20 protein-coding genes are annotated in these 22,386 nt (G+C 41.0%); 12 read left to right on the forward strand and 8 right to left on the reverse strand.

Annotated features, from left to right (window positions below; all coding sequences use genetic code 11):
- Window positions 1-27: 27 nt before the first annotated feature.
- Both FNH22_RS06925 and FNH22_RS06930 read right to left on the reverse strand, forming a co-directional pair.
- A complete protein-coding gene (locus tag FNH22_RS06925; RefSeq protein ID WP_143397607.1) occupies window positions 28-993 on the reverse strand; it encodes a FecR family protein in 966 nt (321 codons plus the stop codon).
- 71 nt (window positions 994-1,064) lie between these two features.
- Window positions 1,065-1,673 carry an RNA polymerase sigma factor gene (locus FNH22_RS06930; protein ID WP_143397608.1) on the reverse strand — a complete coding sequence of 203 codons (609 nt, stop codon included), beginning with the start codon at window positions 1,671-1,673 and terminating at the stop codon, window positions 1,065-1,067.
- A gap of 431 nt (window positions 1,674-2,104) precedes the next feature.
- Between FNH22_RS06930 and FNH22_RS06935 the strand changes: the two genes are divergently transcribed.
- On the forward strand, window positions 2,105-3,142 hold the full coding sequence (locus tag FNH22_RS06935; RefSeq protein WP_143397609.1) for a BspA family leucine-rich repeat surface protein: 1,038 nt from the start codon (window positions 2,105-2,107) through the stop codon (window positions 3,140-3,142).
- Between the two features lie 560 nt (window positions 3,143-3,702).
- On the opposite strand, the gene FNH22_RS06940 is transcribed toward FNH22_RS06935, so the two are convergent.
- Window positions 3,703-5,868, reverse strand: coding sequence for a tetratricopeptide repeat-containing sensor histidine kinase (locus FNH22_RS06940; protein ID WP_185154106.1), 2,166 nt, complete (start codon window positions 5,866-5,868; stop codon window positions 3,703-3,705).
- 380 nt (window positions 5,869-6,248) lie between these two features.
- Window positions 6,249-7,298 (reverse strand): AraC family transcriptional regulator, encoded by a 1,050-nt coding sequence (locus FNH22_RS06945; protein ID WP_143397611.1) that lies wholly within the window; start codon window positions 7,296-7,298, stop codon window positions 6,249-6,251.
- 35 nt (window positions 7,299-7,333) lie between these two features.
- On the opposite strand from FNH22_RS06945, the gene FNH22_RS06950 reads away from it, so the two are divergent.
- Window positions 7,334-7,738, forward strand: a complete 405-nt coding sequence (locus FNH22_RS06950) for a hypothetical protein (protein ID WP_143397612.1) — start codon at window positions 7,334-7,336, stop codon at window positions 7,736-7,738.
- An 88-nt stretch (window positions 7,739-7,826) separates the two neighbouring features.
- Here FNH22_RS06950 and FNH22_RS06955 read toward each other — a convergent pair whose 3' ends face one another.
- The 3 genes from FNH22_RS06955 to FNH22_RS06965 all read right to left on the reverse strand — a co-directional run bounded on the left by FNH22_RS06955 (window position 7,827) and on the right by FNH22_RS06965 (window position 12,273).
- Complete coding sequence (locus FNH22_RS06955) at window positions 7,827-9,035, reverse strand: hypothetical protein (protein WP_143397613.1); 1,209 nt, start codon at window positions 9,033-9,035, stop codon at window positions 7,827-7,829.
- A 72-nt stretch (window positions 9,036-9,107) separates the two neighbouring features.
- Window positions 9,108-9,896, reverse strand: a complete 789-nt coding sequence (locus tag FNH22_RS06960; protein WP_143397614.1) for an outer membrane lipoprotein-sorting protein — start codon at window positions 9,894-9,896, stop codon at window positions 9,108-9,110.
- A 31-nt stretch (window positions 9,897-9,927) separates the two neighbouring features.
- The gene (locus FNH22_RS06965; RefSeq protein ID WP_221420231.1) at window positions 9,928-12,273 is read right to left on the reverse strand and encodes an RND family transporter; all 2,346 of its coding nucleotides are present in this window, start codon (window positions 12,271-12,273) and stop codon (window positions 9,928-9,930) included.
- A gap of 237 nt (window positions 12,274-12,510) precedes the next feature.
- Between FNH22_RS06965 and FNH22_RS06970 the strand changes: the two genes are divergently transcribed.
- Entirely contained in the window at window positions 12,511-12,963 is a 453-nt protein-coding gene (locus FNH22_RS06970) for a MarR family winged helix-turn-helix transcriptional regulator (RefSeq protein ID WP_143397615.1), read from the forward strand.
- A 103-nt stretch (window positions 12,964-13,066) separates the two neighbouring features.
- On the opposite strand, the gene gndA is transcribed toward FNH22_RS06970, so the two are convergent.
- Window positions 13,067-14,473: an NADP-dependent phosphogluconate dehydrogenase gene (gene gndA, locus FNH22_RS06975; protein WP_143397616.1), complete on the reverse strand. Its 1,407-nt coding sequence runs from the start codon at window positions 14,471-14,473 to the stop codon at window positions 13,067-13,069.
- A gap of 128 nt (window positions 14,474-14,601) precedes the next feature.
- Here gndA and zwf point away from each other — a divergent pair, with 128 nt between their 5' ends.
- The 9 genes from zwf to FNH22_RS07020 all read left to right on the forward strand — a co-directional run bounded on the left by zwf (window position 14,602) and on the right by FNH22_RS07020 (window position 22,316).
- Window positions 14,602-16,116 carry a glucose-6-phosphate dehydrogenase gene (gene zwf / locus FNH22_RS06980; RefSeq protein ID WP_143397617.1) on the forward strand — a complete coding sequence of 505 codons (1,515 nt, stop codon included), beginning with the start codon at window positions 14,602-14,604 and terminating at the stop codon, window positions 16,114-16,116.
- 3 nt (window positions 16,117-16,119) lie between these two features.
- On the forward strand, window positions 16,120-16,827 hold the full coding sequence (gene pgl, locus FNH22_RS06985; protein ID WP_143397618.1) for a 6-phosphogluconolactonase: 708 nt from the start codon (window positions 16,120-16,122) through the stop codon (window positions 16,825-16,827).
- Window positions 16,828-16,996: 169 nt separating this feature from the next.
- Window positions 16,997-17,836: a sigma-70 family RNA polymerase sigma factor gene (locus FNH22_RS06990; RefSeq protein WP_143397619.1), complete on the forward strand. Its 840-nt coding sequence runs from the start codon at window positions 16,997-16,999 to the stop codon at window positions 17,834-17,836.
- A gap of 57 nt (window positions 17,837-17,893) precedes the next feature.
- Window positions 17,894-18,355 (forward strand): carboxymuconolactone decarboxylase family protein, encoded by a 462-nt coding sequence (locus tag FNH22_RS06995; RefSeq protein ID WP_143397736.1) that lies wholly within the window; start codon window positions 17,894-17,896, stop codon window positions 18,353-18,355.
- Between the two features lie 216 nt (window positions 18,356-18,571).
- Window positions 18,572-19,153 (forward strand): DUF1572 family protein, encoded by a 582-nt coding sequence (locus FNH22_RS07000; RefSeq protein WP_143397620.1) that lies wholly within the window; start codon window positions 18,572-18,574, stop codon window positions 19,151-19,153.
- Between the two features lie 54 nt (window positions 19,154-19,207).
- The gene (locus tag FNH22_RS07005; protein WP_143397621.1) at window positions 19,208-19,678 is read left to right on the forward strand and encodes a hypothetical protein; all 471 of its coding nucleotides are present in this window, start codon (window positions 19,208-19,210) and stop codon (window positions 19,676-19,678) included.
- A gap of 29 nt (window positions 19,679-19,707) precedes the next feature.
- A complete protein-coding gene (locus tag FNH22_RS07010; RefSeq protein ID WP_143397622.1) occupies window positions 19,708-20,976 on the forward strand; it encodes an RNA polymerase sigma factor in 1,269 nt (422 codons plus the stop codon).
- Between the two features lie 73 nt (window positions 20,977-21,049).
- Window positions 21,050-21,952, forward strand: coding sequence for an SRPBCC family protein (locus tag FNH22_RS07015; RefSeq protein ID WP_143397623.1), 903 nt, complete (start codon window positions 21,050-21,052; stop codon window positions 21,950-21,952).
- 7 nt (window positions 21,953-21,959) lie between these two features.
- Window positions 21,960-22,316 carry a YciI family protein gene (locus tag FNH22_RS07020; RefSeq protein WP_143397624.1) on the forward strand — a complete coding sequence of 119 codons (357 nt, stop codon included), beginning with the start codon at window positions 21,960-21,962 and terminating at the stop codon, window positions 22,314-22,316.
- Window positions 22,317-22,386: the final 70 nt, after the last annotated feature.

A 22,386-nucleotide genomic window follows, 5' to 3' on the forward strand; every position in this document is an offset into this window, starting at 1 on the left:
AGGGCCGTATTACATAGGCATGTTCCATTAATGTATACATCCGGTACCCATGATCTTAACATGGCCACCTTTATTAAATTGATAGTTTATTCCGGCAAGGACCTTAAGTTGGTCCAAAACCTCTTCGAGACTCGGGTCATCAAAACTGAGTCTCAGGTCGCATTGATCATTTTGCTCACGATCAAAGTGAATTTCAACTCCATACCACCTTTCCAGCTCAGCGGCTATGTCATATAGTGAACTTCCATTAAATTGTAGTACGCCATCTTTCCAGGCAGTATAAACAGCAATATCCACATCACCGTAGGTGAGTATCTTCTCGTTTATTTTGTAGTTGACTTGTTGTCCGCGACTGATCTCAAATTTTTGATCCGATGAAGAAACTTCCACTCTTCCGCTTGCCACTGTGACCTCCACTTCCTTTTCATCAGGATAGGCATTGATATTAAAAGAAGTACCCAGTACAGTAGTATTAATATCCCCTGTAGCTATAATGAATTTTTTATCCGGATTTCGGGTCACCTCAAAAAACGCTTCCCCTATAAGTGTTACTCGCCGGTCATCTGAAAATACTTCAGGATAAGTCAACCGGGTACCGGAGTTGAGATAAACTCTGGACCCGTCCGGTAACTTCACCGTAAGTTTTTGACCCGGTTCGGTTGTTTTAGTGATCATTATTACTTCGGTAGTCACTGTAGTAAGATCAGAGAAGTAGACTCCTAGCCCAATGCCGGCTGCCAGTACAATGGAAGCCGCCACTCGCCAGACCCGTGACCTGTTTGATCTTTCTTCTTTGATCTTGCGGTCAACCCTCCGTTCAATCTGATGGAATGCCTGGTCATGGATAACCGGCTTTTTGTCAACTCCAATTTCCTCCCATGCATCATCTTCCTGAAAATCATTAAAGTAACGAAGTAAGATCGCTTCTTCTTCCTGCGAACAGTTTCCCTGCTCATATTTCTCTAGAAGTTCTTTAAGAGGTATGTTAACCATTCTATCCTATTTGTACCTAAGTACCACAGGAGGTATGGACTACTGGAAAAATTTTGTGAATTAACGATTTATTAACCTGGATAATGATTCATTAACAGCCATCCACAGCCCATAAGATTCAGTGAAATCATCCCTGAAGGAGTTAAAGAGGATTTCAAATGTTTAAGGGTGGTGTGTAAATACCATTCTACCGTACGCGGTGAAAGGTTAAGTCTATTCGCGATCTCTTTATTGGTAAGGTTATCAATGCGACTTAACTCAAAAACTACCTTATACTTCGCAGGAAGCTGGCCTAAGCTATTTTCAATGGTGCGTTGCAATTCATTCAGGTCAAGTTGCTCTTCCACATTATTGTTGCCGATCAACTCCTGATATCTTGATTCATGTATATCCAATAATCTGATGTTACGAAGCTGCTTGAGTGCCTGAAACCTGGCTGCTTTAAATAAGAAGCCTGCCAAATTCTCAATTTCCAACTGTTCTATCCGGTTCCAAAGATCAAAGAACACTTCCTGAATGACATCTTGTGCCGCATCTTCATCTTTGAGCAGCTTGTAGGCCGCCTGAAACAGGTTATCCCAGTAGCGATCATAGATGATCTTAAAGGCTAATCTATTGCCTTTTTTCATCCTTGCAATTAACGCCGGATCAGATAGTTCTTCGTTATTGTTAACAATCATCTAAGCAAACAATTATAAACAAAATACAGGAATTAAAAATAAATAGAAGGATGACGGGTGTTAAGAGAACATTAAAAAATAACGGCTACTGACCTAAGGCGCTAAAGAGCATGGCGCATAGAGGAAAGACTGGATGCCAGGTTCTTCGCACTCGATGCGGACTGAAGTATAAACTGTCCATTCAATTGTCCATAGTAAATCTTACCTCAAATGTCGGACATTACTTTACTTTCAAGTTGGACCAAATTGATCTCAGTCATGTAAAAACGGATTTTCTTAAGTTGTCTACAGTATTTTTTGCGAAGAGATGATACGTACATCTCTAAAAGGCCGGAGTTTATCCTTGATGAACAGCATGCATTTAAGTTCAAGGGAAACCTGTTCAAAAACCGGTCAACTTTTTTAAAGAATTATTCAACCCTTCAAAATTCATGAAACAGATAATGCTTTTTATTTTTTTGGTTCTTTCAGGGTATGGGCTTTGTGCTAAAGAAACGTTACAAAGCGCCTTTATCACCCGTTGGAAAACGAATAACCCCGGTAGTTCAGGTAACAACCAGGTCACTATACCCAGTTCAGGTACCGGCTATCATTATACAGTGCATTGGGTTAAGGTAAATGATCCTTCTATTTCAGGGAAAGGGGCAGGCCCGTATACCGGTGACGTTACACTCACTTTTCCAATAGCAGGTATCTACCGGGTAAGTATCTCCGGTGATTTTCCCCGCATCTTTTTTAACGACATCATGGATAAAGAAAAGATCCTTGCCGTTGAACAATGGGGAACCAACCCCTGGCAATCTATGCACCGGGCATTTCAGGGGTGCAGTAACCTTGCGGTAATGGCCGAGGATGTTCCCAACCTGCAAAATGTGACGGATATGAGTTATATGTTCAGCAAAGCCACTTCATTTGATCAGCCTATCGGGCTTTGGGATGTAAGTAATGTCACAAATATGAGTCATATGTTCTTTCAAGCCTATGCGTTTAATCAGTCCATTGAGGATTGGGATGTCGGTAAGGTTAAGGACATGAGTGTGATGTTCTTTGGCGCCTCTTCTTTTAACCAGTTTATCGGGAGTTGGGATGTAGGCAACGTAACCGATATGAGCGCTATGTTCTCTGTCGCTACTGCGTTTAACCAGGATATCGGGAATTGGGATATAAGTAGCACCATCAAGATGAGTAGACTGTTTAGAGGGGCAAGGAAATTCAACCAGTCACTTGGCAAATGGAATGTGAGTAAGGTGATCGATATGGGTTTTATGTTAAATGGTTCAGGCCTTTCCGTTGCTAACAATGATGCTACTTTAATGGGATGGGCAGCCCTTCCCTCGTTACAACATAACGTAAACCTGCAAGCATCCGGACTTCAGTATTGCAATGGCAAAACCGCCAGGAACACCCTGATGAATACCCATAACTGGAACATAAAAGATGAAGGGGCCAATTGCACTCTTATGCATTAACAGTTGAAAATAAAGCAACACTGTTTACAGGTCAAATAAACTGAGCATGGACCAAGCCCAGTATGCCCGTCGAAATTATAATGGCAGACTGAGTTAAGCGGGAATGAACTTTCCGGTCAGAGAACTTAGCATTTGGGTATTTCCGGCGGTCTTCCCTTCTATGCTATGTTGGATATGTTAAACCACTCTGGTTTTCTGCCATCAATTATGATATCACACATACAGGGTGAGTTTACACTAAAAAAATAGTCTTTCTTTAACATCCCTTAAAGAATAGCTCGTTTGACTTATATGACAGTAAAAGGGGCTTTCCTGAAAATCGAAAAAACCCTTTTTAATTTGATATTCCTCGCCATTACTGATATATCTGACAACTTCTTTTGCTCTATACAATCTCAAATGCTTAATAGAAAACTGAAAGAAGCTTATTTTGATACGGGTTCGCTAAATTGTTTTAGATATGTCGTAGTAAGAATGCTTTTCTATCTCCCTTTCAGGATTACCTCGGATGTGTTTTCAAAATTTAATCCTGGTAAGCAAGGCAGTGAATTGTATGAACATCATTTGGGCCAGGTAAATTTGAAGGAAGAGCCCTTCCCCAGGTCAGAGGTCAGGGTAATTTTACCTCCGTTTTGACTTACTAATTTTTTTACAATGGAAAGCCCAATACCCGAACTGTCAATACCTTTTTTATTATGTGATTTTTTGAATAATTCAAAAATGGAAGACTGGGCATTTTTAGGTATCCCGGGGCCATTATCCGAAACGGTAAATTCATGAAAATTGACCTGAGAAGAATAATTCACCTCAACCTGCCCATTATTTTTATCCTTGTGGTTGTATTTTACTGCATTGCTGATCAGGTTCGATAAGACTTGCTCTAACTGGGTTTTATTGCAAAGAAGATCGGGTATGTTTGGCATTACCTTTATTTCAACACCATTTTCATTATTGATATGGTCAATGATGGATTCAAGTAAAGTATTTACGTTTACCCTTTCTATTGCCACCCTCTGTTTTCCGGCTTTGGAATAGGCTAAAATACCATTAATTAATTCGTTCATTTTGACAGCCCTTTCCCTCATTAATCCAAAGTATTTTTTCAGGTCTCCCTCCAGGTTTGGGTAGTCATTTTCTATCATCGAGACTAAATTGGCAATTCCGCGTAACGGTGTTTTTAAATCATGGGAAGTAACGCTCGCAAAATGTCTCAACTCCTGATTCATCTCTTCCAATTCTCCCTTTTGCTCTTGAATAATCTTTTTCTGTCCATTGATAAATTTGAGTCGGTTGTAGACAAACCCAATAAACAATATAACCAGTATCAAACTGGATGTCAGGAATATGGTCTGCTGTTTTTGTTTTTCAGCTCTCAATAGAAGACGTTCTTTCTCAGCTTCACTGGCAGCTAACTGAGCTTCTTTCATCCTTTCCCGTTGCAGATCACGTATGCTATCGGCCAGTGCCTCTTTTTCATATTTATACTTATATTTCTGATGTATGGTAGCAGTGATGGTCTCCTCATTAAATACGCTATCTCGCATTTGAATATAAAGCTGATAGTATTTAAAGGCTTCCTGCCATTGGTTTTCTTTTCTGGCAACGTTGGTAAGTGTCTCTGCAGCATCTCGAATGTAAATAGGGTAATCCAGTTCTTTCGCCAGTACAAGGCTTTGCATAGCGTATATGCGTGCATCTTTCAGATCGCCCTGTAATAGCATTATATCCGCCATGCTATTGAGAGAATGAGAGATCCCTAGCTTATCATCAGACCCTTTTCTTATTTCCAAACCCTCAGCGTAATACTTCAGAGCTTTCTCTAATTCTCCAAGGCTTTTATAAATAGCGCCAATATTGCCTTTTGAAATAGCGATACCAGTCTTATCCCCCAGTTTGTCTTCAATAACCAGGCACTTTTGATAATATTCCAATGCCTTATCCCACTCACCGAGGTCTTTAAAAATAAGTCCTATGTTATTCAGACATGTCGCTATACCATATTCATCATTCAGCTCTGTCCGGATGGTAAGGCTCCTGTTATAACTCTCAAAAGCTTTACCTGTTTCTCCTTGTTTATAGTTGATATAACCAATGCCATTCAGAGCTGTGGCTATACCCCGTTGGTTTTGGATCTCCTCTTCTATCTTTAAACTGTTGTAATAATATTCCAGCGCTTTTTCTATCAATCCCTGATTAAGAAATATATAGCCGGTATTTATAAAAGTACCTGCCATGCCAGGTTTATCCTGTATCTCCTGCTGGATCTTAAGTGTCTTATCATAATATGCCAGAGCCTGATCACTTTCTCCTTTAGAATTGTACAAATAACCTATATTGTTTAAGGCACCTGCATATGCTTTTTTGAAATGATGTAAGGTAGCGCTATCGCTTTCCTGCCCTAGTTTTCCAGCTATAAAATCATGGACCCATTGATTGTATTTTGGCCAAACGTTATCGTCCCAACTTTCTTCTACAATAACACTTATGGCATTGATACGGGTGGTATCAGAACGAGACCCGTGATAAATGTTCAAAACGGAGTCAATCAAAAGCCGGTCTTTTTGGGAAACATTTTGCAGATCAAGGCTGTCAATCAGATAATACTTCACAGGCGCATAGTTCTGCCCATAACCGTCCATTTCAGTGAACAGCGAAATGACAATAAATATAATGCACAACCTCAACATCCCGGGGCAATTACATTCAAAGCGTACTGTAAAGCTCATTAAACTGAGAAAGCATTTCATTAAAAATATAACAAAACATTGATAATTAGACGATTACATTTCAATCAGGTAATATAGTGCAGCGCCTTTAAGTAACCTGAGTATAGCAGATAAAAGAACAAAATGGGAATTACCAGTTTATACTGAACTTTGATGGTATTATAATTTTTCTCAACACTCGAGGTTTCTGTAAAGTAATTTTTATACGGGCCTCTGCGATCATCTCAGCATTTTCAACCACAACCTACGTATTTTGTTTTGCAAAAGTATCTAAGTAATAATCAATATTTATGTATTTATTAAAAGCACATATCAAATTTTTACATGCAAGGTTTAAATTCGTTTTAATATAAAGTTTACTATTTTATCACTCCTGACCTTCAGTTTTTTAACCCTTTTACATAATTCATAGGAGAAAGACCTTTCCATTTTTTAAATGCTCTGACAAAAGCACTTGATTCCGAATACCCTAACAAGTAAGCTATTTCATCCATCAGAAGCCCATCTTCCACTAAGTGCCTCAAAGCTATTGTCATTTTTATTTCGGTCTGTACATCAGAAAATTTCAACTTTCTGTCCCTCAACCTACGTTGTAGCGTGCGTACTGTTATACTCATGGCCATGGCCACCTCTTTTTGCTTGGGAAATTGAGTTCCATCAATATTTACTAAGATCGCTTTTTTCATCTCCGTTAATAGCTCGTCTGCCTCTCCGGGTTTTCGGAGTTCATCTTCCGCTTTCCTTTTCAACTTCTTAAGCAAACCATAGTCAGAGGTGGATATTGGCTTTTTTAACAGGTCTCTGCTAAATTGTATCTCTCCGAATGGATGATCGTATTCCAGAGAACAATTAAATATCCGATAGTATTCATGGACCATTTTCGGACGTTTAAAAGGGACTTTTACTTTATGTGGATAATACCTGAAACCGGTTAAGAACTGAAGTGACTTCATCGTGCTCACTAAAGCGGCATCCAGGTTATGTCTCCTGACCTGGGCAGACCTGATCTCCCAATCCGGATTATTCCTGAATATTACAGAAAAATAGCCTTGTGCATCTTCATATAATTGACAATCCATAGAATCGCTGATCAATCTGCTATAAGCAACTGCATTTGAAAATGCCTCCTCTATAGTCAGGCTTTTCTGCATAATCTCATCAACGGGCTGAGTAGCCTTTAATAAAAAGTATTCACCAAGATGCAACCCAAAACTATCATCTTTAGTAGCTTCAACAGCCAGTTTTACAAATTCCACTACCACATCATATCCCACTGTTTCATCAGGATTTGATCTCAATTTATCCACCATCGATTTAAACAACTCCTGATCTGCCCCCAGCCGCACCGAAAAATCCACAATATCGTCCAGGAAGAACCGGTTAAAATACATACTCACTTTTTGTCGTAAAATGTCAATTCCATCAATCAATCTAGTGCTATTTTTGTAAAAAACAAGTTTCAGGTATGAAAACAAAATACTTCATTATCTCCACTGCTACGGCATTTTTGATCAGTAATGTACTTACCACTCTTTGGTATATGATGATGGATGGCCCCAACTATGTTCCTTTTCGGAGAGAGGAAATAAACTACGGAATGCTTATGCTCAATCACCTGCTGTATGCCGGGTTAATGGTATATTTCTATCCCTTCTTCTATGCTAAAAAGCCCTCACTATTTGAGGCTTTTACCTTTGGAGCATTGATTTCAGCCTTGATGTTCATTCCTCAGGCACTGGTCATCAGAAGTATCTGGACCGTTGACATTAACATGATATTTGTCCTGAATACCATTGCCCATTTGATCATTGGTGGGTTGATGGCCATAATGATCTATTTCATCTTACGAAAAAGGTTGATGAATGCTTAATATGAAAAGCGCTTCATGCAGGTATGTGATCGAATCATCGGACGTCACCATTTTCCGGATCAATACGTACAGGACCTCCACCGCAAGGCTAAAAATACTTCGTCAATGAAAACTGCAAAAAGCTATCCTGACGTAACACATAGGTAAACTCGGACGGATCAACATTTTCAAAAAACCGCGCCTCAACCGCACCGCTGAATGAACTACCAATCCTTCTTTCAGCCTCTATAAAGTATAGCTGCGTTGTTCTTTCAACGTCAAAAATACCGCCTAACAGCAACTGGGTATCTTGTGTATCATTGAAGGCAAGCCGGACTCCGGTAAAAACGTCGCTTTGTAATCCGCTTAATGCAATATTATCACGGTCATCATAAAGGTATTCGGCCAGTAAACCGATATCTATTCCAGTGTTTTTAACATTACCAAAAGTGTATTCTATTCCTGCGGCCAGCGCCAGGATATCCTGAAACTCATTTTGCCGGTAGATAGCTTCTACTTTCCATAATGCAGCACCGGTAGTCAGTTGAGCATCCAGTCCGGCTTGTTGGATCGTTCCATAAAGCGCATTAAAAGTACTTAAGTCATTGATCACGGGTTCTCGTCCTACCCCATTAAAATAAGATAAACCAAAATCCAGGACACCTACATAATGGGACCATCGAAATGCTAAAGAAGGCCGCCATTCCTCCGCATTACTTTCAAAGGAAAAGTCACGACTGTCAATCACTAGTCCATCTTCTGAGCCTGGCCTTAATCTCCCCTCCCTCCCCGGGAAAACCCTTTTTCGAAAGTAGGGCATGACAAATACGTCAAACGTACCAATTTTGGTGAACTGAGAGAAATGGACCATAAACTCCCCCAGCTTTTGCTCTCCATCAAAGCTTTCCACTGCATCGGTCTGATTGATGATATCAACGAGATGGACTGATTCTGTCTTTCCCCAAAACACCTTTTTTACCCCCACTGACACTTCCGTAGCCCCTTTCACGCGTTGCCAGTACAATTCCCGAACATCAAAATGTGTTCTGCGATTGTCGTGCTGGTCCCATCGAAAAAACCCGACTGCCTTAAAGCTCTGCTCGCCTCCTGACCATTCAAGATAATATTCAGGCTGGATGGATGCCGACAGGTAGTTGTTTTTTTGTCCCGAATAAATGCCATCATTAAAAAAAGTGCGATTGCTGATCTCAAGTTCAAGGCCGAAATCACGATAGACCTTATCCGCCTTTTGCTGTGCCAAAGAAGAGGACATAATGATCGATAAGCACCAGATCATAGGTATCCGTAACTGTTGCATAATTGGTAAAATGAGGTAGGTAGTAAAATAGTGCTGGCAGACGAATCCACCAGCACAAACAAAGTATGATGATTACCTGGACGCCCGAATTAACGAGTTTTGGTTAAAGTCATCTTCGGATAACCCGGTCTTAAAGGTGTAGTTGTTAAAAAAGAGTTCCGTTTCTTTTCCAGTCTGATGGTTGACCATAAAAAACTTATCAGCACGCCAGTGTTTATCCAGATATTGCTTATAACCGGAATAGGTCAATGTTTTTAACTTTTCCCCTTTCCTGTCAAAGAACTCCACTTTCTCAAGTCTATACCCCTTATCTTTATTATAATGAGCTATCCGCTTTTTATACCCTGACTTTGGATCTACCGGGTATTGCTCTACTATATCAACTTTATCGCCATTAAGGCTTATTTCCTGCAAATACTTGTATTTATACTTCTCTACTTCATCCGATGACAGGTCTTCGTAAGCAAATTCACTTCCCATGAACGGGCCGGACTTGTTGCTTGACGAAATTCTTTTCACCCTCTTAATGGAAGGCAGGTACAGCCACTGGTCATCTGAACCTATTTTATGCGTATACGTCAATGTAGCGGTTCCTTTTACATCTTTAGGACTATTAAAAACAACCATTGATTTATCTCCGTCTTCTGTCAGTTCATACGTCTTGTTTTGCAGGAAACGTTCGCTTTCCTGCCCCTGCCTGTTTCTCAGTATCATTTTCAAATCTACTACTGATGAAACGAAACCCTCATCGGCTTTAGTGGCTTTGACCGCTACGTTAAGGCCTTTTTCTTCCGGTGTTTGTGCAGCACCAAATGTTACTACTGCACTGAGTAATACAAATGTTATTGTAAGTACTTTCATTTTAAAATCTTTTCTGTTGAATTAATGTAAATTAAGTAGTGGCTACTTTTTTCTTTCCTATAAGCAGCAGCATGGCCGGCAGCAGCAAAAAATCAATGGCCAAAGCGCATACAATAATGATGGAGGTGACCATCGCCATTCCGGAGTTCATGCCGAAGCTGGATTGCGCCAATATCACGAAACCTGCCACCAATACAATGGTAGTGACCACCAGGGCCCTTCCCACTGTGTTAAAAGCATAGCGTACTGCTTCTTCAGGTGTATATCCATGATCCCTGATCGCACGCAGGTATTTGGAAAGGAAATGGATAGTATCATCTACAATGATCCCCAGGGTCATACCAAAAACAATGGATATCCCCAGGTTGATCTGCCCTCCGGACAGTGCCCAGATACCAAACCCGGCAAAAGCAGGTGTAACATTAGGCAATATGCTGATCATGCCGAACTTAATACTTTTTAAGGCTCCAATGAGTATCAGGGAGATCAGCGCGAGGGCTATAGCTGTCCCCGTGATCAAACTAAGTACCTGTGTCCTTGACAGGTAAGCAAACATCATGGTAGGGCTAATCCCATTCGTATGCATGTATTCCGGTGTATTCTCCACCAACCAGGTTTCAGCCCGTTTAGCAAAACGGATCATACTGGTAGTAGGCATATTCACCATGGTAGCGGTAAGCCGGGACTCAGATTTATCCACGTTGATCTGGTTATTCAAGTCCAGTCCGAAAGGCAGAGATAGCTCATACAATAACAAATACTGCGCTGCCTCTTCTCTGTTTTCCGGAATTTTATAAAACGCGGGATCATCACCATGCATGGACCGGTTTACCCTCCGGGCCACTTCAGAGTAAGCATTGACATGTACGATCTCCGGCTGTTCTTCCAACCAGCGCTCAAACTTTTCCAGGTTTTTGAGGTAATCAGGATTATTGATCCCCCCTGACTCACCGGAACCTATTGAAAATTCAGCATTATAGATACCGGTCAGGTTTTCATTGATAAAATCGGTGTCTTTCCTGAAACTGATCCGGTCGTCGAAATACTTGACAAATTCATCATTCAGTTCTATGTTGACTGCAAAATAGCTTAATAAGCTTATCATTAATACAGAGCCCACTAAAACAGGTTTCTTCTGTCCGATCACAAAATTAGCTAACACGTCATAGAATCGCCCTGATTTGCTTTTTTCCTGATCTTTGACTTTCACACGCACCGGCAATACCGCCATAACTGCTGGAAGCAGCGTGACCGACAGTATGAAAGCCATGGTCATACCCACAGCAGTAATATTCCCTAAATCCCTGAAGGGGGGCACTTCTGCGGTATTCATAGAAAGGAAGCCAATCACGGTAGTCAGACTAGTAATAAAAACAGGCATGAAATTGACTCTTAAACTTTCTACAATGGCTTCCCGCTTACTCATTCCTGTTCGCATTCCGTGCATCATTGTGATCAAAATATGAATACTGTCTGCAACCGCCAGCGTCATAATAATGATCGGGGCCGCACCGGATGGGGGCGTCAGCTTAATGCCCATATAACCTGCAAAACCCATTCCCGCTACGATTGAAAACACAATGACCAGCAGTGAGACAAAAGTGCCTGAAAGGGTCCGGGTGGAAATAAAGATGGTGATCAGGATCACCAGGAACATGAGCGGTATCAATGTGGAGGAATCCTTCTCAGATGCCTCAAAAAAAGCACCATTCAACATCACGATACCGGATAAATGTACCTTTAGTGCAGGATTAGCCTTTTGAAAATCTTCACTCATCTGGCGAACAAAGCTGATGACCTCCGGATTTTCCGTGATCGATTCGCCTGGTAACTTCACCGTAATATTTACAGCTGCCACCGTACCTTTTTCATTTAACAACCTGTGCACCAGCAATGGCTCACGTTTGGCAATGGCTTCGATCTTCTGTATTTCAGATGCTGTTTTACCGTTTGCACCTTCCACAAGGTCTTCAACGAAAAGGTCATCACCTTCAGCATACGTGTGTTGAAAGTTTGTGATCGCATCCACACGTGACGAATAAGGTACCTGCCATGAGTTCTCAGTCAATTGCTCTATCGCTTCAAGGGTCTTTGCATTGAATACCTCGTTATCCGCAGGTTCTATTACAAGCAACACATTGTCATCCTGCGTATATTTTTTTTGCAACGCTTCATAGGCCATCAGTTGTGGGTTGTCCTTTTTAAAAAAGACACGATAGTCAGAATCAAAACCCAGGTTTGCGGCCCCCGCCGCCAGACCCATTACCGACACAACGGCCAGGAGTATGACCATCCAACGATAACGGATCATTTTTTCACCCCACACAGTTCCAAACTGTTGGGATCTTTCTTTTGCTTTTTTTAGAATTGAGGACATGGGATACAAATGAAATTTTTCTAATTAGATTAGTTCTAAAACCATAAATTACATTAAACGTATATTTCGTAATTCGAAATAATATCACTGTCAACGTCTTCTATTTACTTTGGTTTCAAAAAATTTCGATTTTCGAAATATATTTCTGCCGAAACAAAAAAAACACTGCTTTTGTTGGATAAAGAAATAATGGGTCTAAATGGTGAAAACCATTAACTTTGAAAGGAGAGTTAGAATATGGTGAGTACAAATGAAATAAATGCTTTCTTCGAGAGCTTTGAGAGGTTAATGCTTAAACTTCAAGAAGTTGATAACTGGTGTGTGGATCTAACACAAGATATTAGTAAGCAGGGTCTGTCACTGGTAGGTTTTGTAGGAGAGAAAGAAACAGTGATTATGAGAGACATTGCCGAATTTCTGGCCGTACCTTTCAGCACTGCCACCGGCATTGTAGATAAGCTTGTAGAAATCAATTATTTAGAACGATTCAACTCAGCGGAGGACCGGCGTATTGTACTGGTAAAACTCGGCGATAAAGGCCATGAGTTAAATAAGCTTTTTATTACCAAAAAATGCGAATTAGGTGAACTGGTGCTCTGCCAGCTAAATAAAGAGGAACGCAAAAGTTTTATACAGCTTATGGATAAGGTAAAACTCGGCTTAATGAACGGCCATTCAACAGTTGACTAAATACCTTACAGCATATAGTGCAAAGAGCTTGGAGCATAGCTGTGTCATGGGAACGTGCTGAGTGATAGCTTTTCCCAGCACTTCATTCCTATCTCAGGACATTCTACCAATCTGTGTGAAATATACCCTCCTGGTCGATACGCTCATAGGTATGCGAACCAAAATGATCCCGTTGTGCCTGGATCAGGTTTAGCGGTAACCTTCCCGAAGTGAATGCATCGAAATATGTCAGGGAATTTGACAGGCCAGGTAACGGAATCCCACTTTTTACCCCGTGAGACACCAATGCTCTGACAGAAGGCAGTGCTGCCTGGACTTTGGTAACAAAGGAAGTAGCCATTAAGATATTCTTCAAACCAGGCGCTTCACTGAACGTAGTGGAAATATCGTCGAGCAAAGCAGCCCTGATAATACATCCTGCCCGCCATATTTTAGCAACTTCTGACAAATTCAACTCATATCCATAACTTTCTGAGGCTTCTGCCAATTGATGGAGCCCCTGGGCATAGGTCACAATAAAGCTAAAATAAAGGGCCTCTTCCGCTTGCTTAAGTAATTCCGATTTATCCCTAACTACAGGCTCTGGCCTGGAATAAATTTCATCGGCCTTTAAACGTATATCTTTTAAAGCTGAGATCTCTCTCATACTAACAGCAATATCAATGGAAGGCACAGGAATACCCAGGTCCATGGCATTTTGGGAAGTCCATTTGCCGGTGCCTTTCTGCCGGGCTTTATCCAGTATGTTATCCACCAGCCTGCCTTCAGCAATATTATCGTCTTTCATAAAGATCTCTGCTGTGATCTCAATCAGAAATGATTGCAACCGGCCTTTGTTCCATTGGTCAAAAGTTGCACTAAGTTCATCATTACTCAGGTCACATGTTTTTTTCAGCACATCATAGATCTCCGAAGTCAACTGCATCAGGCCATATTCAATACCGTTATGTACCATCTTCACATAATTACCAGCGGATTTAGGTCCCAGATAAGTGACGCACGGTTCGCCTTTGAATTTAGCTGAAGCTGCTTCGAAAATAGGTCTGATATACTCATAGGCTTCTTTATTACCACCGGGCATAATACTGGGGCCTTTCCTTGCTCCTTCGGCTCCGCCTGAAACACCTGCACCAAAAAAGTTGATCCCCTTTTCTTTTAAGTAGGCTTCTCTCCTATCCGTATTGGTAAAAAAGGAATTACCCCCATCAATGATGATGTCTCCCTGATCTAAATGTGGCAGCAAACTTTCAATGGCCTTATCCACAAGGTCACCTGCCGGCACCAGGAGCATGATCTTTCTGGGCGATGAAAGTGATGTGACGAAAGTTCCTACTTCGGTGGTGGCAGTCACTTTCTGGGAATCACCACCCGCCTCTATCAAAGATCTCACCTTCTCTTCGTCCAGGTCCAGCCCACAAACGGTAAAGTCATTATCAGCAACGTTTAATATAAAATTATGTCCCATTACACCGAGACCGACCAAACCGAAATCATACATAAGTTTTGACATTTAATGAATACCTTTATTCTGAAGATGACAATGTTATAAGGTTAAAATAGAAAAGTTAAACCTGTTGATCATTGTTGCGGATAAAAATACATTTACATTTCTAATAATAGCCAACTAATTGAACACAAATGAAAAAAACAGACCATCAAATGTTGATCATCTTCGGCGCCTCGGGCGATTTGACTGCCCGCAAGCTATTACCAGCACTTTATGATCTGTTTAAATTGGGTGATCTTCCGGACAATTATGTGATCTTAGGCACCAGCAGAAGCTCACTCTCAGATGAACAGTTCCGAAAAAAGGTATTGACAGAAAGTGGATACATTGATCTTGACAAGGAAGATCCGGAACAGGTAGCGGCTTTTGCGAAAAAAATATTTTATCAGTCTATTGAGGGATACGAATCCAATTACTCCATGCTTGCTGAACGGATCAGCCAGTTGAACGAAGAACACCAAACTGCACACAATTACATCTTTTACCTATCTACGCCACCTGGTGTATACAAGAGCATCGCTGAAAACCTGTGTGGTGCAGGGTTAAGCCAGGAAGAACAGGGATGGAGCCGGTTAATCGTAGAAAAACCTTTCGGATATAGCCTGGAAACGGCCAAACAACTGAACAGTCAACTGCTGCAATATTTCCAGGAGTCACAGATCTATCGCATAGACCATTACCTGGGAAAGGAAACCGTACAAAACCTGCTGGTGACCCGATTCTCAAACAGCATCTTCGAACCATTATGGAACCGCAATTACATCAGACATATTGAGGTCACCAATGCAGAAAGTATAGGCGTAGAAAAAAGAGGTGGCTATTATGACAAATCCGGGGCTTTAAGAGATATGTTCCAAAACCATTTGTTACAGGTAGTATCATTGGTAGCTATGGAACCACCCCTGGAAGCTACAGCAGAAGAGATCAGAAATGAAAAAGTAAAAGCCCTGAAATCCATTCGTATAATGACGGACGAAGCTACCTTGCATGAAAACACGATAAGAGGACAATATGTAAGCACTGAAATAGGTGGTGAAAAAATTAAAGGATACCGGGAAGAGGAAGGAGTAGACCCAGAATCACTGACGGAAACCTACGCTGCTATCAAATTTTATATGGACAACTGGCGTTGGAAAGGGGTCCCTTTTTATGTGCGAACGGCAAAGCGAATGCCCACCAAGGTAACGGAAGTCGTCGTTCACTTCAAATCCACACCTCACCGCCTTTTTGCAGGCTCAAACACGGACAACAAACTCATTATCCGCATCCACCCGGATGAAGGGGTACTCTTGAAATTTGGAGTAAAAGTACCCGGACAGGGCTTTTTAGTAGAAGAAGCTAACCTTGATTTTTACTACTCGCAGCTCAAAGGCAGCCGGGTAATGGAAGCCTATGAGCGACTGTTACTGGATGCCATGCAGGGTGATGCAACACTCTACGCACGTGGTGACGAAGTGGAAGCTGCATGGCAATTTGTAGATCCTATCCTTCAATACTGGAAAAACGGAAAAGATGTGCGTATGTATGGATATGCCGCCGGAGTATGGGGACCGGAAAATTCAAATGCACTGATAGAAGGTAATTATGTATGGCGTAATCCCGGGCCTAATTTGGCAGACCATCCGGGTTACTGCGTATTGTGCTAACCTATGGAAAAGAGGATTTACGATAACAAACAGCAGGTAGCCGAAAAGTTCTCAGAATACCTGGAAAATAGTATTCAGTCTAAAGAACACGTTTATATAGCACTTTCAGGAGGGAGTACACCTAAAATAGTCTTTGACCATTTGGCACAGCATTACCAAAACCTGGATTGGTCACGGGTGCATCTGTTTTGGGGTGATGAGCGATGCGTACCACCGGAACATGAGGAAAGTAATTATAAAATGACCTATGATCATTTGATCTCCAGGATAAGCATCCCTGCCGGAAATATCCATAGAATAAAAGGTGAAAACACTCCGTCAGACGAAGCCACATCCTATGGTCGGCTAATCAGCGAAATACTTCCTTCAAAAGAAGGCATACCACAATTCGACCTGATCATACTTGGTATGGGTGGAGATGGCCACACCGCCTCCATTTTCCCGCATCAAATAAGCCTGTGGCATTCTAACGAAGTATGTGAAGTAGCAGACCATCCGGACACAGGGCAGCAACGCATTACTTTAACCGGTAAAGTGATTAATAATGCCGAAGCTGTAGCTTTTTTAGTCACAGGAGCGGATAAGCAGGAAAAAGTGTCTGAAATATTCAGAGAGGACGAAAATAGCAAACAATATCCGGCTGCACTTGTAGCACCAACTTCGGAGAACCTGGTCTGGTTTCTGGACGCAGCGGCATCAAACGCAGAGTAACCTGAACAGACTTGTCGATGTAAAAAGACGGGTAATAGTATTATATTGATATCAACGTATTTCTTAGCGTTTCAGCCTTAAGGGTTAATAAAACCGAATCGTATATCGTCTGGTTGTCACGTTTTACTATAGCCATTTGTCTTACAGGATGAATCATAAAAATGAGACCATGGATGAATACCAAAAGTTATTATTCCCCTATGCTTATAATATCCTGGGGTCAGTGGAAGATGCCAAAGATGCTATCCAGGAAGTACTATTAAAGTACACCGCGAAAAACATAGTTGCTGAGAATACCATAAATTACCTGGTCAAAGGAGTGATCAATCAGTCGATCAATGCAAAAAAGAAACAAACGAGGGAGAGGTCAGACAGTACATGGCTACCAGAACCCGTCGCCACCGAAACCTCTGACCTGGCGCTGGAGCTCCGGGAAATGGTGTCGTATTCCCTACTGTTCCTGCTGGAACGCCTAAACCCAAAAGAACGGGCCGTGTTTATTCTCAAAGAAGCTTTTTCCTATACACACGAAGAAATAGCAGACGTACTCAATGTTACCACTGAAAATTCAAGGAAACTATTAAGCAGAGCACATCAAAAAGTACAACTTAATAAACCGCAAAACACGCCTATTACACAAAAGCATTTCCAGCAGATTGGCCACATCACTTCAGCTATCAGGGAAAAAGATCTACCCACCATTCATCAGCTACTCTCAAAAGACATCACATTCCATGCTGATGGTGGTGATAAAGTCAAGGTAGTGAAACAATACAGCCATGGCATACATGACATAGCCGATCTACTGGTATTTGTGTATCATAAATTTCAAAAGGGTTTCTTAATGAAGTCTGCTGTCATCAATCACCAACCTGCGCAACTTTTTTTTCATAAAGACAGACTAGTGGTATGCCAGGTATTTGAATTCAAAGCTGACAGCAACAAGATCAGTCGTATCAGTGTAATTGTAGACCCGGAAAAGCTAAAAAATGTAAAAATTGCCGGTTAGTGGTCACGTTTTTCCATGCGTAAATGTCTTACTAAAAAAAACATAATGACAAACACAATGAAAGAACGAATTTCCTTTCAGGAATTACCCCAGGAGCTTTTCGAAGGAATGAACAAGAGTGAAATGTACCTGAAATCATCAGGGTTTGATTTGAAACTACTGGAATTGGTAAAGTACCGCGTATCACAGATCAACGGCTGTGCTTTCTGCCTTGACGTGCACCACAAAGAAGCCATTCATATGGGAGAAACAGAATTGCGCTTGCATTCCCTTGCTGCATGGCGGGATTGTCCATTTTATGATGAATCTGAAAAGGCCGCTTTCGCTTTTGCTGAAACTCTGACCAATGCAAATAAGGAAGAAGTCAGCAACGAGGTATATGATAATCTGTTAAAGCACTATACGAAAGAGGAGATCGCCATACTCACATTGGGTATCACACAGATCAATGGTTGGAACAGGATCAATAAGACTTTCCATACCGTACCCGGTCTGTATGAGGTGGGACAGTACGGTTGATCTTTGCCTGACCCTTCCAATCAACAAAGTAAGTTGGAAGGGTCAGGCTTCAACCAAATTGTGTCTTTAAAGTCAATTGCTGAAATCAGCCTCTGACTTACTGATGGTCAAACTCTAAATTTTTACTTGTAGTTTTCAACCGGAACTCATATAAGTTGTATTTTTAAATAGGAACTCTCGGGCTTCTCATAATTCATTATCTATCAAACATACTCCATGCAAGAGAATTACCTGCAAAGTATCATTCAACAATTCGAATACTATAAAATGCTAGGTCATAAAACCTTTGACCAATTAAGCGAAGAAGAATTATTTTGGCAATTCAATGCTGAAAGTAACTCCATCGCCATCATGGTACAGCATTTATGGGGGAATATGCTGTCGCGATGGACTGATTTTTTAACTTCAGATGGAGAAAAAGAATGGCGTCGGCGTGATATGGAATTTGAAGCGGTCATTCAAAATAAGAAAGAAGTGCTCACTAAATGGGAGGAGGGTTGGACATGCCTTTTTGCAGCTTTGCAGTCCATTAATGCGGAAAATTTAAATTCAGAAGTATACATCCGTAATCAAGGCCATACAGTAGTAGAGGCCATTAATCGTCAATTGGCCCATTATTCATATCACATAGGTCAAATAGTGTATATAGGAAGAATGATAAAAGGAAATGAATGGAAAAGCCTTTCTATACCTAAAGGCGATTCTAAACAGTTCAATAAGGAAAAATTCTCCCAACCTAAAAGAAAAGAGCACTTCACAAAAGGTCTTTTAGATGGAAAAAATGAAAAGAATCCATAAACAACCCATTCGCTTGCTTTGGGATAAGATCAAAGGATATTCTAACTTGTACCCATGCAAATAACATTGGAAGACTATTATTTCTCTCCCGTCTTAAAATGGACGCTATTAGCATCGTCCATTGCCATAACAGCGTATGTGATGGTCAAAACGGAACAGCAGTTATTTGGAGCCTTCGTACTACTTCCCGGGATAATAGCTATCTCCACCAAATATGAACTTACCATTAATACCAATAAACGTGTAATAAAAGACGCTTTTAAATTTTTGTGGATCACTACTACCGCTGAAATTCATGTTTACCGAACGTTGAATAACATCATGACGGAAAGGGAAAGGAATGTCTATACCACCAACAGCAGAGGAAGATCAGGTCATGCCGATTTCTATGAATATGTAGCCTATTTGAATTATAATGACGACCAATCCGTGGAAATTCTTAGAAAGATTGACCACGACATTTTTTCAGCTAAACTGGAAAGTATCGTATCAGCACTTAACATTACAGTGCTAAGAAAAGAATAGTGTAAACCATTGTTTAAAATTCAACTTCAATGTCAGCCAGAAAAGAACTGGACGTTTTGATCAGTCACCAGTTTCGTCATGACTATGGAAAACTGGTGTCAGTCCTCACAGGTATTTTCGGAGCCGCTAACCTTTCATTAGCTGAAGATATTGTTCAGGATACCTTTCTTGAAGCCATGAAAAACTGGAGTGACAAAGGTGTACCGGACAACCCATCCGGCTGGCTCTACAGGGTAGCAAAAAACAAAACGATCAATGTATTAAAGCGTGAAACACGTTTGCAGGATATATCAGAGGAGCAATTAATTGAACCCACCGAAGAGCACGATCTGGATATTTTGTTTGACGAAAAAGCCATAAGGGATGAGCAACTCAAAATGATGTTTGTTTGCTGTCATCCCAGTCTTTCAGTTGAAGCCCAAACCTCACTGATTTTGAAAACACTTTGTGGATTCAGTATTGATGAGATCGCACGTGCTTTTTTGTCAAAATCCGAAACAATCACAAAACGTCTCATGAGATCAAGAAAAGTGATACGGGAGGTAGGGGTTAACTTTCAATTACCCGAAAGGAAAGAACTGGAAAACAGACTGGATGCGGTACTGAAGAGTATTTATTTACTATACAATGAAGGGTATAGCGCTTCCAGAGGAAAATCACTGATCAAAAAAGAGTTATGCGAAGAGGCAATCCGATTGGTGGATTTCTTGTGCTCTAATGACATAACAAATACATCCAAAACACATGCATTACTGTCATTGATGTATTTTCACTTTTCCCGTTTTGATGCTCGTATGAATAGTAATGAGCAAATCATACCTCTTGAGCAGCAAGACCGTCGATTATGGAATGCTGAACACATCGCACTAGGTTTCTATCACTTGAGCAAAGTTACGGAGGATAAAAACCTAAGTACTTTCCATATTGAAGCCACCATAGCGGCATGCCATGCTTCTGCAGAAGATCACAGTACAACAGACTGGGAACGCATAGTAGACCTTTATACTTATCTGTATGAAATATCTCCGTCTCCTATCGTTTTACTAAACAAAACAGTGGCAGTATCTTACGCCCATTCCGTACAACAGGCGCTGGACCTTATTGACAATCCGCAGCTAACCGAACAGCTAAATACTTATTATTTATATCATGCTACAAAAGCTGACTTTTTCATCCGGGAAAATAACCATGAAAAAGCCATATCTGCACTGGAAAAGGCCATGGATCTCACCAAAATACCCTCTGAAAAATCGTTGATCAAAGGCCGATTGAATTTTTGTTTGGAACAAATCCAATAATTTCCGCCAATCGTGTCCATGCTTTTTAATTCGATTTGTCTGTAAAGCAGGTAAACCATTAAAAAGTAAAACTATGATCAAAAACAAAGCACCCAGTTTCATTTTAGGTCTTTTTATGACCTGCTCTGCCCAATTATCGGTGGAGGCCGCTTCGACGCAAAAAGAAAATGAATTAAAACCAAGGAACAAAATCCAAAAAATGACCAAATTGAATTATGATTTTAAAATAAACGCTTCTGCTGATGCAGTATGGAAAATTGTGGGGGACTTGGCAGCCTGTGACCAATGGGTACCGGGAGTTACTTCTACCGTACTGGAAGGCAACAACAGAACCTGCACGACCGTAGATGGTACGGAGATCAAAGAAGTAATCACCCTTCTTTATGAAGAAAAACGTCTTTTCAGTTATAAACAGTTACAGGTTCCTTTGCCTATTACAGCTTCTGAAGGAACATTCCAGGTGATTGAAGATGGCCATCAAAGTCGTATAATTTGGAATGTGAAGTTTAGTCTGTTGGCCCCATCAACAAGTAAAAAGTTAGTGCCAATGATAGATGGGTATTACAAGCAGACCCTGGAACACCTCAAACGTAGTATTGAAAATAATAACTCAGTAGCAATGAAAGAATATGTAGCCTTAATAAAAGCAGAGGGTAACCCGATCACCAGGTTACCCCAGGAAGATCAAATGAAACACATCCAAAAAGTAGGTGGATTCATAGAAAAAATGATGAAAGAAGGCAAAATGAAGGCAGCAGAACCCTTGGAGATGGAGGGGGCCGTTATTCATGGGAAAAATGGAAGCTTTACAGATGGTCCATTCGTGGAAACGAAAGAAACCATAGCCGGATACTACATCATCACGGCCCATGACCTTAGGGAAGCCATCGACATAGTAAAAGCGGATCCACGGTTTGAGGATGCTACCTGGGAAATGGAAATTCGCCCTGTCATGAAGGTTGAAGGAATAAACTGATCTATCAGTGAAAGAATTTATCACACTGGCTTACCCGGATGGAACGCATCTGGGTAAGCTTTCTACAAAAGAAAAACAGCAACATATTGATGATGTAATGGCCTACCTGGAAGATCTTGACCGCCAGGGAAAGATCAAATCGGCTGAACCGCTGGCAGATATTGGTAGGCAGATCATTGGAAAAAAAGGTGAGATCACTGACGGCCCTTTTGTTGAAACCAAGGAAACGGTAGCAGGCTTTTTCCACATACTGGCAAAAGATATGGAAAAAGCTATTTCCATAGCTAAAGCAAACCCTATGTTTAACCTGGAAGAAGGTGGCAGATTAGAAGTACGTCCAATGGGCATTATCAATAAAATTTAGAAAACAACACCGATTGTATACTTTCGCTGAAGCTTTTGTATAGAAGCAGGCAATCTTCTTTTCGGGTAGT

Origin of the sequence: Fulvivirga sp. M361 (genome assembly GCF_007097395.1) — a bacterium.
GTDB lineage: Bacteria > Bacteroidota > Bacteroidia > Cytophagales > Cyclobacteriaceae > Fulvivirga.